At 37.9% G+C, this 13,904-nt stretch carries 13 protein-coding genes; 12 read left to right on the top strand and 1 reads right to left on the bottom strand.

The features are described 5' to 3' along the window. Positions 1-351 precede the first annotated feature (351 nt). From BM143_RS02765 to BM143_RS02715, 11 genes are all read left to right on the top strand, one after another. Positions 352-1,788: an MBOAT family O-acyltransferase gene (locus tag BM143_RS02765; protein ID WP_090022763.1), complete on the top strand. Its 1,437-nt coding sequence runs from the start codon at positions 352-354 to the stop codon at positions 1,786-1,788. Further along, positions 1,788-2,720 (top strand): hypothetical protein, encoded by a 933-nt coding sequence (locus BM143_RS02760; RefSeq protein WP_090022762.1) that lies wholly within the window; start codon positions 1,788-1,790, stop codon positions 2,718-2,720. The genes BM143_RS02765 and BM143_RS02760 overlap by 1 nt, the downstream gene beginning before the upstream one ends. 141 nt (positions 2,721-2,861) lie before the next feature. Next, on the top strand, positions 2,862-3,365 hold the full coding sequence (locus tag BM143_RS02755) for a GbsR/MarR family transcriptional regulator (RefSeq protein WP_090022761.1): 504 nt from the start codon (positions 2,862-2,864) through the stop codon (positions 3,363-3,365). Positions 3,366-3,433: 68 nt separating this feature from the next. Next, on the top strand, positions 3,434-3,778 hold the full coding sequence (locus BM143_RS02750; protein ID WP_139221971.1) for a hypothetical protein: 345 nt from the start codon (positions 3,434-3,436) through the stop codon (positions 3,776-3,778). Between the two features lie 7 nt (positions 3,779-3,785). Beyond that, a complete protein-coding gene (locus tag BM143_RS02745; protein ID WP_034727946.1) occupies positions 3,786-4,187 on the top strand; it encodes a hypothetical protein in 402 nt (133 codons plus the stop codon). 78 nt (positions 4,188-4,265) lie between these two features. Continuing rightward, positions 4,266-4,625, top strand: coding sequence for a hypothetical protein (locus BM143_RS02740; RefSeq protein ID WP_139221970.1), 360 nt, complete (start codon positions 4,266-4,268; stop codon positions 4,623-4,625). A gap of 34 nt (positions 4,626-4,659) precedes the next feature. Continuing rightward, positions 4,660-5,400, top strand: coding sequence for a fatty acid desaturase (locus BM143_RS02735; protein WP_228430673.1), 741 nt, complete (start codon positions 4,660-4,662; stop codon positions 5,398-5,400). Between the two features lie 273 nt (positions 5,401-5,673). Beyond that, the gene (locus BM143_RS02730) at positions 5,674-6,378 is read left to right on the top strand and encodes a YqjF family protein (protein ID WP_090022755.1); all 705 of its coding nucleotides are present in this window, start codon (positions 5,674-5,676) and stop codon (positions 6,376-6,378) included. A 308-nt stretch (positions 6,379-6,686) separates the two neighbouring features. After that, positions 6,687-8,129: an alpha-L-fucosidase gene (locus BM143_RS02725; RefSeq protein WP_090022753.1), complete on the top strand. Its 1,443-nt coding sequence runs from the start codon at positions 6,687-6,689 to the stop codon at positions 8,127-8,129. Then, a complete protein-coding gene (locus tag BM143_RS02720) occupies positions 8,129-10,792 on the top strand; it encodes a glycoside hydrolase family 3 N-terminal domain-containing protein (protein WP_090022751.1) in 2,664 nt (887 codons plus the stop codon). The genes BM143_RS02725 and BM143_RS02720 overlap by 1 nt, the downstream gene beginning before the upstream one ends. A gap of 96 nt (positions 10,793-10,888) precedes the next feature. Next, on the top strand, positions 10,889-11,188 hold the full coding sequence (locus tag BM143_RS02715) for a hypothetical protein (protein ID WP_228430671.1): 300 nt from the start codon (positions 10,889-10,891) through the stop codon (positions 11,186-11,188). A gap of 137 nt (positions 11,189-11,325) precedes the next feature. Here the strand turns inward: BM143_RS02715 and BM143_RS02710 are convergent, their stop codons facing one another. Beyond that, entirely contained in the window at positions 11,326-12,210 is an 885-nt protein-coding gene (locus BM143_RS02710; protein ID WP_090022749.1) for a hypothetical protein, read from the bottom strand. A 278-nt stretch (positions 12,211-12,488) separates the two neighbouring features. Between BM143_RS02710 and lpdA the strand changes: the two genes are divergently transcribed. Continuing rightward, entirely contained in the window at positions 12,489-13,877 is a 1,389-nt protein-coding gene (lpdA, locus tag BM143_RS02705; protein WP_034732119.1) for a dihydrolipoyl dehydrogenase, read from the top strand. Positions 13,878-13,904: the final 27 nt, after the last annotated feature.

Genomic DNA, 13,904 nt, shown 5'->3' with positions numbered 1-13,904 from the left:
GTAATGAGTAATGAGTAATGCTGGGAATGTTTTAAGGAAAATGATTTAAATCAAAATACAAGATAGAGGTATTGTTTTTAAGCAGTATCTCTTTTTGTTGTATAAGCTATATCCAGTCAGTCATAAAGTGACGGTTTAGCAAAAGATAGTATAATTACCAATCACAAATAGACAATGGAAGAAAGGGTTTCTCTATGATTAAATAAATTCCTCGGTACACTGTTTAGTGTGATATTTATTTATTTTAATATATAATGTTTTTATTTAATATTTAATTAAATAAATTAATATTTATGTTGATAAATATGTATTGTTTCTTTTTTATATTTGCGAAACAAATTAAAAATGTAAATGTTATTTAATTCCCTCTCATTTGCCTTATTTTTTCCGGTGATATTTGGCCTTTATTGGTGGATAGCAAGAAAAAGTTTGAAATGGCAGAATATCTTACTTCTTGTCGCAAGCTTTTATTTTTATTCATGTTGGGACTGGCGGTTTCTGTTTCTTTTGATGTTTTCTATTGGATTGGATTATTTCTCAGGCATTAAGATTGAAAATAGCAAGAATAGCAGGGAAGCCAAGTTCTGGCTGACTTTAAGTATTGTCATTAACTTGGGATTTCTAGGCTTTTTTAAATATTACAATTTCTTTATCGAAAGCTTTGCAGAGTTTTTGTCAAACTTCGGATTCAAAGTCAATATCTGGCTTCTTAACATCATACTTCCCGTGGGGATTTCATTTTATACATTTCATGGTCTTTCATATGTTATTGATATTTATAAGAAAAGGATAAAGGCTGAGCGTAATTTTGTAGACTATAGCTTATTTGTAAGCTTTTTCCCTTTATTGGTAGCTGGTCCTATTGAAAGAGCGACCCACTTATTGCCTCAGATCAAAGTTCAGAGAACGTTTAGTTATGAAAATGCAGTCAGCGGATTGCGGCAAATCCTTTGGGGGCTGTTTAAAAAAATTGTAATTGCGGATCAATGCGCCATTTATGTGAATGAGATCTTTGCTCATCATCAGGGATTGTATGGCAGTACGTTGGCTATTGGTGCTATTCTCTTTGCATTTCAGATCTATGGGGACTTTTCGGGGTATTCAGATATTGCATTGGGGACGGCGAGACTTCTTGGGTTTGATTTATTAAAGAACTTCAATTATCCTTATTTTTCGCGTGATATCGCGGAATTTTGGAGGCGTTGGCATATTTCGCTTTCATCATGGTTCCGGGATTATCTCTATATTCCTTTAGGGGGAAGTAATGGGGGCAATTGGATGAGGATCAGAAATACCTTCATTATTTTCCTTGTTTCCGGTTTCTGGCATGGAGCCAATTGGACCTTCATTGTTTGGGGATTTTTAAATGCCTTATTTATCATGCCTTCAATCATCTTTAAAACCAACAGAAATAATTTAGATGTCGTTGCTGAAAACTCTTTATTTCCTACTATAAAAGAAATCCTGATGATGGGTTTCACGTTTGGCCTTACCGTGGTTGCATGGATATTCTTCAGGGCTGACAGTGTGATGGATGCATTAAAATACATCCGGAGAGTCTGTAGTTATTCACTTTTAAAATACCCGCAAAAAGAAGTAAAGTGGCTGGTGGCGATCATCTTGTTTTTTATGGCAGTAGAGTGGTTTGGAAGGAAAGAAAATTTTGCCATTGAAAAGATCCATTTGGATCATAACCGGTGGGTGAGATGGGGTTTTTATTACATCCTTATCGGGGGTATTATTTATTTCTCGGGTGAAGAACAAATTTTTATTTATTTCCAATTTTAATGAAAAAGCTGTTAAAAAATCTCGTTTACTTCATGATTCCGGTTGTCGCTGTTTTGGTTACAATAGAGTATATGGCTGAAAAAATACCTAATGAGTACAGTGTCAAAAATGATTATTTAAAGAAAAACTCCGGCAAAGTAGAAGTCCTATATCTGGGAAACTCACATGTATATTTTGGGATTAATCCGGACTATGCATTACATCAATCTTATAATGCATCTTATATATCGCAGTCACTTGATCTGGATCAGATGATTCTGGATAAATACCATTGGAAAAATCTGAAATATATTGTGATTCCTGCAGATTACGTTTCCATGTATTATACTCTTGAAACGGCTAATGAAAAGTGGAGAGTTAAAAATTACAATATATATTATCACTTCTGGATAGGGCATGACCTGGCCAATTATGCAGAAATTTTTAACGGAAAGATTCAGGATCAGATCAAAAAGATTGAAAATTATTATGTTCACGATAAATACAGCAGACTAAGTACTGAACTGGGATTTGGAACTTCATACCAATCACCTTCTCCGTTTGATATCAATAAGACGGCAAAAGTAGCAGCCGGAAGACATACTTTTGATATACAGTCAGAAGAATACCAAAACAATTTTGAAATAAATAAGGAAGCATTAAACAGGATAGTCAGAATTGCTGAAGAAAAAAAGATCAGGGTTATTTTTCTTTCAAGTCCCGTTACTCTTAAATATTATCAGAATTGCAACCGAACCCAGCTTGCCCGTACCATGAAGGTATATGATGATTTATTAAAGAAATACCCGGAAACATGCTCTCATATTGATTTTATGCAAAGTTCTTATTTTAACATCACTGACTTCTATGACGGAGATCACCTGAACAATATCGGGGCAGAAAAGCTTACCAAACTGGTAGAACAAAAGCTTCCAAAAATAATAAACCACTAAACAAACAGCCAGTTACGAAGTGACGATTTCACCCAGGATAGGACACCGTCCTGTCAAATGGATAAAAATTAATTTTCAAATATTATTGAAAATTCAAAAAATATAATTATATTTGTTATAGAAATTAAAGACAGAGAAAAAATGAAACTATCAGAAGCAAAAGAAAAGTACATTCAAACATGGGGAACCTTCGCCACCAACTGGGGAATCAACCGTACGATGGCACAGGTTCATGCATTGCTTCTGGCCACTGGAAAGCCTCTTTCTACCGATGATGTGATGGAGCAGCTGGAGATTTCAAGGGGAAACGCCAATATGAACCTCCGTGCATTGATAGACTGGGGAATTGTAAAAAAAGAATTTGTAAAAGGAGACCGGAAAGAGTATTTCGTAGCAGAAAAAGATGTCTGGTATCTGTTTAAGCAAATCACGAAGGAAAGACGAAAAAGGGAAATAGAACCTGTCATTTCTTTTCTGGAAGAATTGAAGAATATAGAAGACAAAGATTCCGATGAAGCGAAAGAATTTGTAAAGCTGATGGATGATTTCAGCTCTGTGACCGGAAAGATTAATAATATCATGGATCTGGCAATCAAAAGCGATGATCACTGGCTGGTAGGAAAAATTACCAACCTGCTAAAATAGAAGAGGAGATCATCCTTTTTTATTTGAATTTAATTTTCAAAAATTACTGAAAATATAATATTTATAAGATGTTTAATATAGTCTCATATGTCATTTTTCTTATGGTGAGTTCTTACATCACCATAGATGTCGGAAGGCGATGTTTTCAGGCCGGAAAGGTTTATCTGGAATACCTGATTCATGATAGTGATATGTGCCTTACCATCAACAGGATTCTTCTTGGGTGCTACTATCTGCTGAGTCTGGGATATATTGCTGTCAATCTGGCATTCTGGGACCGGGTGAGTTCTTTGGAAGAAGTCATCGCAGTGACTGCTATCCGTATCGGGTATATTGCTTTGATCCTATGTGTACTGCATTTTATGAACATTTTTACGCTTTACTTTTTAAGAAACAAATTAACATTAAAATAATACAGCTATGACCACAACAGTTTTAACCACGACGTACAATTTTTCAGCGTACATGATTTATCTTCCTATTGTAATCGCTCTTACCGTATTGGTATCACAGTTTCTGTTCAAAAACTCAAAAACATTCATGATTGATATTTTTCACCAGAAAAAAGACATCGCGATGGCAACGAATTCCCTCTTTAAGATTGGTTTTTATCTCCTGAATATCGGATTTGCTTTATGCATCATTGAATTTTTTCAGATTGAAACCATAGAAAGACTGGTTGTCGCTTTAAGTAAAAAGATCGGAGGCTTTTCCATCTATCTCGGCCTGATGATGCTTCTTAACCTTCTTCTGTTTCTGAAAGGCCGTAAACATGCTATGAACAAAGAAAAACTCATCGAAAATGAAAACACTCATCTTTAAAATCTGGATGTACATCACCTTCAGATCCAACCATAAAAGAACAAGAGGCGATTTCTTAACCTTTTAAAAGAAATGATCATGAGAACATTTGTAATAATCGACTTTTATATTCAGCTGATCATGCTGATGACTGGAATGATCCTGGCAAGTTTTGGCGGCTATAATTTCCTCTTGTTCTACTATGTGACGGGTAGCGCCCAGTTGATAAGTTTTCTGATCAGACTGTTTCTGCCCATAAAGAAATCAGTTTTTTATATCATCTACGGAATATTGATTATACCTGTTTGGGTATCTATACTTTTGAAATATGCATCTGTTGCAAATTACGATATTTCTCAAATTTTAATGTCCGTTTTATTTGCCTCTTTATTTTACAGCCCTGTGATGGCCGTGATTTACATTTATGATTATTACAGAGTCTATGAATCTTATCCATAAACTCGCACATATCCCAAACCTCTAAAACAAAAACATGAACCATCTCGAACTCATCAAAAAAGTAGAATGGAAAGATCTTAAAACCCTTTCTATCAAAGAAATGCTGATCGAAAACAATATCAGTCTACCATGGTTTTTCATTTCGGTCCTGCTGGCTTATCATGAATATTACTGGTTGGCGCTTCCTTTCTCAGGATTCTATTTTCTGACAGCGCTCAGACAGGTGCATAATGGTTTTCATAAAGCATTGGGAACGGGAAAAGTTCTTACATGGCTGTCTCTGTATCTCAACAGTATTTTAATGATGGCTTCCATTCATGCGGTAAAATTTAATCATATCAGGCATCATAAATTCTGTCTTTCAGAAGAGGATTATGAAGGGAAATCAGCGTCTATGAAATGGTATGAAGCTATTTTGTATGGCCCAAGACATATGTTCCTGATTCACTGGATAACCTTTAAAAAGGCCAATAAAAACTATAAACGGAATATGTTAATAGAACTCGTTTCTATTGCGGGTTTTACTTTCTTGGTGTTCTTTTTTCAGATTCATTTCCTGATGTATCACGTGTTAGTCATGATTTTCGGAGAATTTCTAATGGCATTCTTTGCAGTATGGACCGTTCATCATGATACCGATGATGAGCCCAATATCGCAAGAACACAACGCGGATCCTGGAAAAATAAGCTTACCTTCAGTATGTTTTACCATATGGAGCACCATCTTTTCCCTGCCGTTCCCACCATCAGCTACCCGAACTGGCCGAAAGAATAGATAAAGCACTCCCGGACCTGAACAAGAAGCAGACTTTTTAAAAAATAGAAGACATGAGACATGAGATTGAGGCTTAGACTTTCAAGTGGGATGATGAATGTCAATGGTGAACTGTGCTTCGCAAGTGAATGGTGAATTGTGAGGGTCAAGGACCTGAGCTCAGAATCAAGATGCAAAATATCAGATTTCAGACAACTAAAGCTCACCCTAAAGCCCGAAACACTAAAACCCTCCGACTCTCAAACCCGTATCCCTAACCCAAAAAACAACAAAATGAACTTTCTGCAAGCCGAATGGCGAAAACTAGCCATCATCAATTACGACATAGACCCTGAGGTTTTAATCAAGTATCTTCCTGAAGGAACTGAGCTGGATTTTTACCACGGAAAATGTTATGTAAGCGTGGTTGGATTTATGTTTTTAAACACGAAATTACTAGGTCTTTCCATTCCTTTCTACCGGAATTTTGAAGAAGTCAATCTAAGATTTTACGTTAAAAAAAGAGAAAAAAATACCTGGAAGAGAGGCGTTGTTTTCATTAAAGAGATCGTTCCAAAATATGCGCTCAGCTTTGTGGCGAATTCATTTTACAAAGAAAATTATAAAACAATGCCGATGAATAATGACATCAGGGTGAACGCTGATGAACTGACTGTAAAATATGCATGGAAAGACAAAAGCTGGCATTCCATCCAAATCACAGCTGATCGTATAGCTTTGCCTATGGAAAATGATTCAGAATTTGAATTCATTACCGAACATTACTACGGATTCACCAAAAGGGAATATAAAACCTCCGAATATGAAGTCTGCCATCCGAAATGGAAACATTATCCTATTAAAGATTATAAGTTGGATATTGAATTTAATACGCTGTACGGAAAAGACTTTCAGTTCCTTAATGACCAAAAACCCATCTCTGTCATGCTGGCAGAAGGATCTGAAATTGAAGTGAAAACAAAGAAGTACATCATCTAATCTTTTCATCACAAAAAGAACAAAAGTTTTTAAATACGTTTTAATTAAAGCTAAACCCCCAATCCATTAAAGTTCATATAAGTTGAAGAAATCATAAATAAATTTGGCACGGGACAACCCAGCCACAACGCGGCGATTTAACCAAGGATAGGACGCAGTCCTATCAGAAGTATATCATAAAAATCTGCACGAGATAACCCAGTCACAACGTGACGATTTAGCCCAGGATAGGATGCAATCCTATCAGATCAAAATTAAGGTTTGCCGATTAAAGAAAGGATGTTTAAATTAGCAAAAACGAACCTTGTATGCTCATTAAACAGAAAACGAAAAGCCTTTTCCTGTCCACTTTTTTTATATCCTCAGCCTGTTTTTCGCAGGCCCATAATGTTTCTGCAGGCTATCTAAAGCCGGACGATCCGCTCGTCGTTCAGAATCTGGAAGAGTGGCAGGACCTTAAATTCGGACTGTTTATGCATTGGGGAACCTACAGCCAGTGGGGAATTGTCGAAAGCTGGAGCCTTTGTCCGGAAGATGAATCCTGGACGCAGAGAAAACCGGAACATGGAAAATCTTACAATGAGTATGTAAAGAATTATGAAAATTTGCAAACAACTTTCAATCCGGTAGAATTTAATCCTCAGAAATGGGCTGATGCTGCAAAAAAAGCCGGAATGAAGTACGTGGTTTTCACGACAAAGCATCATGACGGTTTCACGATGTTCGATACCAAAGAATCTGATTATAAAATTACGTCTCCCAAAACTCCTTTCTCAAAAAATCCAAAAGCGGATGTTACCAAAGAAATCTTTAATACCTTCCGGAAAGACGGGTTTAAAATCGGAGCTTATTTTTCAAAACCTGACTGGCATTCCGAAAACTACTGGTGGCCGTACTTTCCGCCAAAAGACAGAAATGTCAACTATGACCCGAAGAAATACCCTGAAAGATGGGATAGCTTTAAAAAATTCACTTTTAATCAGCTGAACGAGATCACGTCCAACTATGGAAAAATTGATATTCTTTGGCTGGATGGAGGTTGGGTTCGCCCTTTTAAAACCATCGATCCTTCTGTGGAATGGCAGAGAACCATCAAAGTGGAGCAGGATATTGATATGGACAAAATCGGGACCATGGCCAGAAAGAACCAACCGGGAATCATTGTGGTAGATCGGACTGTGCCCGGAAAATGGGAGAACTATGTTACTCCTGAACAGGCGGTTCCGGAACATGCCCTTTCTATTCCCTGGGAAAGCTGTATCACAATGGGAGATTCTTTTTCCTATGTTCCCAATGATCAATATAAATCTTCCCAGAAAATCATAGAAACGCTTATAAAAATTATCTCAAGAGGTGGAAACTACCTGATGAATATCGCTCCCGGTCCCAATGGAGACTATGATCCGATTGTGTATGAAAGATTAAAAGAAATTTCCAATTGGATGGATAAAAATCAGTCAGCGGTTTTTGCAACCAGAAGTGCAGAGCCTTATCACGATGGAAATTTTTATTACACCCAATCAAAAGACACTAAAACATTGAATGTTTTCCATATCGATGATACTACAGAGTATAAAACGCCATCGGTACTCAATGTTACACTTCCGGAAAAGTTTAAGCCAAAATCATTGAAAATTCTTGGTATGGGTTCAAAAATTCAATGGAAACAAACCGGAAACAGGATTGAAATAAAACTTCCTGAAGAAAGGACAAAACTCAAGTTGGCTACTGTAATTCAAATGACGAAATAATGAAGTTGATTAAAATTACGGTTATTGTATTGTCTTTCAGTTCTGTTTACTTGCATGCTCAAAAAGAAAAACCATTATACAAAGATTCAAAACAGTCCATTGAAATCAGAGTTCAGGACCTGTTGAAAAGAATGACACCGGAAGAAAAATTCTGGCAGTGTTTTATGATTCCGGGAGATCTGGATAACGTTCCAAAAGAACGGTACAGACACGGAATCTTCGGATTGCAGGTGAGTGCAGGAAATCAGGGCGGAGGTGCTGCCGGACAAATGCTCACATACAATGCTAACGAAGATGCTGAAAAACTGGCAAAAAAAATCAATGCCATCCAAAAGTATTTCGTTGAAGAATCCAGACTCGGCATTCCGATCATTCCTTTTGATGAAGCCCTGCACGGACTGGTTCGGGAAGGGGCCACTGCTTTTCCGCAGGCCATTGGTTTAGCAGCTTCTTTCAATCCGGATCTGATGAAGGAAGTATCCTCAGCCATAGCAAAAGAATCAAAACTCAGAGGAATCCGCCAGATTCTGACGCCTGTAGTGAATCTTGCCAGCGATGTCAGATGGGGACGTACAGAGGAAACCTACGGTGAAGATCCTTTTTTAACTTCATTGATGGGCGTTAGTTTTGTAAGTTCTTTTGAAGATCAGGGAATTATTACCACTCCAAAACACTTTTTAGCCAATGTGGGCGAGGGTGGAAGAGATTCTTATCCGATTCACTGGAGTAAGCGGTATATTGAAGAAACTCACCTCGTTCCTTTTGATAAAGCATTTACAACAGGAAAAAGCAGATCGGTCATGACTTCATATAACCTTTTGGACGGAAGACCTTCTACGGCCAATCACTGGTTGCTCACAGAGAAATTAAAGAAAGAATGGAATTTCAAAGGCTTTGTGATCAGCGATGCCAGTGCGGTAGGAGGAGCGAATGTACTTCATTTTACGGCGAAGGATTATGGTGATGCTTCGGCACAGGCCATCAATGCGGGACTGGATGTGATATTTCAGACAGACTATCAGCATTACAAACTTTTTATTCCACCATTTTTAGACGGAAGAATTTCACAAAACAGAATAGATGATGCTGTAGCAAGAGTGTTGAAGGCAAAATTTGAACTGGGACTTTTTGAAAATCCTTATGTTTCGGTGAAAGATATGCAGGAATTAAAAAAGATCAACCATAAACCCTTGGCTGAAAAGGCTGCGGTTGAGTCTTTTGTTTTGCTTCAAAACAATAATGGAACACTTCCCGTTTCAGAAGCGGTAAAAAGGATTGCAGTTATCGGAACAGATGCCACTGATGCGAGGTTGGGCGGATATTCCGGACCGGGAAATAATAAAGTGAGTATTCTGCAGGGCATTAAAAATGTCACCAAAGATAAAAATATAGAAATCCTGTATGCAAAAGGGATTACCTGGGATATAAAGGATTTTAAAACGGTTCCTGCTGACCTTTTATCTTTCGGAAATAAAAAAGGATTACACGGAAGTTATTTTTCCAACAGCGTTTTAAAAGATACACCGGCTTTTGAAAGACAGGATGAACAGATCAACTTTAAATGGACACTGTATTCTCCGGATCCTGAAAAACTGCAGACAGACAATTACAGCATTCGATGGACGGGAAAACTGAAAGCTCCGGAAAGTGGAAAATATCAATTGGGACTGCGTGGAAATGATGGTTTCAGATTGTATTTAAACGGAAAACCGGTGATTGAGCAATGGGAAAAACTAGGGTATTCTACCAAAACAGCAGCTATGGATTTTGTAAAGGATCAACAGTATGATGTCGTCATCGAGTTCCATGAAAACAGGGGCGAAGCGAATATTGAACTGATCTGGAATTATGGCATTGACAAGTATCAGAGAGACTTTGATGAGGCTTTAAACATAGCAAAGAATGCAGATTATATCATCATCACGGCAGGCATTCATGAAGGCGAATTTCAAGACCGTTCTTCACTGAGCCTTCCGGGAAATCAGGAAAAAATGATTCGTGAAGTGTCAAAATTAAACAAACCTGTCACTGTAGTTTTGGTAGGCGGTTCTGCTATAAAAACAACGGCCTGGAAGGATAAAGTTGGAGCTATTCTGGATGTTTGGTATCCTGGGGAAGAAGGAGGAAATGCGGTGGCAAAAGTGCTCTTCGGGGCAGAAAATCCATCCGGAAAACTTCCCATCACATTTCCGGTGGAAGAGGGACAATTGCCGTTGACGTACAATCATCATCCAACAGGAAGAGGAAATGACTATTACGATTTGAGTGGAGAGCCTTTGTACCCTTTCGGTTTTGGATTGAGCTATACCACTTTTGAAATGTCTGACTTGCAGTTAGACAAGACAAAATATTCAGACCATGAAACCATCACGGCAAAAGTTTGGGTTAAAAATACGGGATCAAAAGCCGGAAGCGAAGTGATTCAGCTGTATGTGAAAGACCTGCTGGCATCAGTATCCAGACCAATTATTGAATTAAAAGGATTAAAAAAGGTTCATCTGAATCCGGGTGAATCTAAACAGGTGATAATTGAAGTTCCTGTAAAAGACCTTAAGTTTTTAGATGGAAATATGAAATGGATGGTAGAAAAAGGAACCTACAGGATTATGGTTGGAAATTCTTCTAAAAACCTGCCTTTGAAAAGGAATATTGAAGTGGAATAATTTCTCCTTTTTGTTAAAAGACTGTACACGATTTTAATTGAATTGATTGTTATGGTATGATATATGTAATATTTATTGAAACCTGAATGAATTTAAATGATAAAAATTGATTATTTAAACCATTCAAAAAAAATAAATCTCATGAGAAAGTTTTTGATATCAACAGTCGTGTTATTAGGCTTATCAATGAATGTTAATGCCCAAAAAAGTCCTCCGGCTCCACCAACTAAAAGTGAATTGATTAATATCAAATCACGAGAGCTGGACAAAAGATACAATACAGAGAAAAAACTGATTTTAAATCACCCGCTTGCCACTAAAAAAATGAAACGGGATCAGCTAAAAGCTTTGAATGAAAAATACCAGAGCCAGAAAAAATTACTCAGAAAAATGTAATATTTCAACCTAAAAAAAATGACTCCTAATCCGTTTAAAAACGGAAAGCAAACAAAATATAAAAAGCCGTTTCACACAAAATGAAACGGCTTTTATATGATATGAAGGCAATCTTAGCTTTAGTCTTACCCTCAACTTTAATATAATTTCCTTGCCAGCAGCAAATTCAGTAGGAAAGTCCCCGTCCAGTTACTGTTATTACCTCCGTTAAGACCTATAAAGTCGATACGGGCAACAGATACCGTAAGTCTTGTTTTTCCTGATACATTGGCAAGACTGACAAACGAAGCGGTAAAAACATCAGGAAAACTGGAGTTGTTTCCCGCGGTTAAAATCGGATACATATTGGTGACATTGAAAGCCGGGCCCTGGTATTCATACACGATGGTCATTCGGCTGGTATTGGAAAAGGAGGCTGTGTGACCATAGGTTGTGGAAGCTTTGCTGATCACCCACCACGAATCTGTTCCGGTTCCTGTATCATAAGACGTTACCGTATGGTTAGTCCAGTCACTGACTCCCGGACTGCCATTTCCGTGAGGAGGAATAGAAAGCTGTACCCCGTAAATGTCTACATTGCTGGGTTTCGGAAGCACGGTAAAAGAAAGATCCCAGGTTCCTCCCGTTGTATTGCTGTTATTCACCACTTCAGCATAAGCTCCTGTAGGAATTACAAAAGAGGTAACCGGCGTGTTATCGATTCTCAGGGTATTCCCACTGGATGCCTGGAGCGTAATGCCGGACGCAGAGATATTCTTTATTTTATAAATTCTTCCCGTATAGCTGCTCGTTCCGGTTCCGATGACAGGAAGGGTAAATGTAGCATTGGCCGCGCCGTCATACGTGATGTAGTGGTCTGTAGCCGTAATATTGTACGAAGTAGCAGTGATTTGCTTGTAGTCGGCTCCCAGAGATCCGGCAACCGCTAACGTACTGTTCGGAGTTGTTGTTCTAATGCCAACTTGTGCATTGAAGAATAAACTGCATAAAAGAAAAGCGAAAATTAAATTCTTTGTTTTCATTTGTTTGGATTTTTAGCAAAAATAAAGAAAAATATTATACTGTATTCATTTACAAATGATTATTTTACTTGTTTTCATAGTACATCACTGTAACGTGATGTTTTTGTGAGAATTTAAATTTTAGAATAGTATTTAATATTTGATTAAAAAAATACGTTTATGGAGAATGGGTTCCCTGGCAGCCGGTGAAATCAAGTTAGTGTTCAGTGAAATATGAAATGGCAGAACATAAAACATCCAATATTTTTCCTTAAATTCGCATAAAAATTTTTAAAATAATGAACTACGATATCATTGTCATCGGAAGCGGTCCTGGCGGTTATGTTACAGCCATCAGAGCAGCACAATTGGGTTTCAAAACTGCCATTATCGAGAAAGAAAACTTAGGAGGTATCTGCCTGAACTGGGGATGTATTCCTACGAAAGCTTTATTGAAGTCTGCGCAGGTTTTTCATTATATCAACCACGCTGAAGACTATGGTCTGAATAAAGTGGAAGCTAGTTTTGAATTTCCAAACGTGATCCAGAGAAGCCGTGGGGTAGCCAGCAAAATGAGCAAAGGAATTGAATTCCTGATGAAGAAGAACAAGATCGATGTGATTCTTGGGACAGCTACAGTTCAGAAAGGTAAAAAAGTGTCTGTTACAGATAAAGACGGTAAAGTAACTGAATATGCAGGAGAACATATCATTATCGCAACAGGTGCACGTTCAAGAGAACTTCCAAACCTTCCTCAGGATGGTAAAAAAGTAATCGGATACAGACAGGCATTATCTCTTCCTGAGCAGCCGAAATCTATGATTGTGGTAGGTTCCGGAGCTATCGGGGTAGAATTTGCTGATTTCTATAATACAATGGGAACTAAAGTAACCGTTGTAGAATTTATGCCAAACATCGTTCCTGTAGAAGATGAAGAAATTTCTAAGCACTTGGAAAAATCTCTTAAGAAGACAGGAATCGAGATCATGACCAATGCATCCGTAGAAAGCGTTGATACCAGCGGTGAAGGCGTAAAAGCTACTGTAAAAACTGCCAACGGAACCATTACCCTTGAAGCTGATATTCTACTTTCTGCAGTAGGGATCGCTGCCAATATCGAAAATATCGGATTGGAAGAAGTGGGAATCCAGACAGATAAAGGAAGAGTTTTGGTCAACGAATGGTATGAAACTTCAGTTCCAGGTTACTATGCAATCGGTGATATCATTCCTACTCAGGCTTTGGCACACGTTGCTTCTGCTGAAGGAATCACTTGTGTAGAAAAAATCAAAGGAATGCACGTTGAGAAAATCGACTACGGCAATATCCCTGGATGTACTTACTGTCACCCTGAAGTAGCTTCTGTAGGTCTTACAGAAAAGCAGGCTAAAGAAAAAGGATATGAGATCAAAGTAGGTAAATTCCCTCTTTCTGCAAGTGGTAAAGCTACTGCTAACGGAAACACAGACGGTTTCATCAAAGTTATTTTTGATGCTAAATACGGTGAATGGTTAGGATGCCACATGATTGGAGAAGGCGTTACAGATATGGTTGCAGAAGCAGTGGTTGCCAGAAAACTGGAAACTACAGGTCATGAAATCATTAAATCGATCCACCCGCACCCAACAGTTTCTGAAGCCATTATGGAAGCAGCAGCTGCAGCTTATGGGGAAGTGATCCACATCTAATTCAAACATAACTAATAACGTATTCAA

The sequence above is a fragment of the Chryseobacterium oleae genome (assembly GCF_900115055.1).
Taxonomy (GTDB): domain Bacteria; phylum Bacteroidota; class Bacteroidia; order Flavobacteriales; family Weeksellaceae; genus Chryseobacterium; species Chryseobacterium oleae.
The sequence above is the reverse complement of the archived record's forward strand: the minus strand, read 5'-3'. Positions and strand labels throughout refer to the sequence as shown.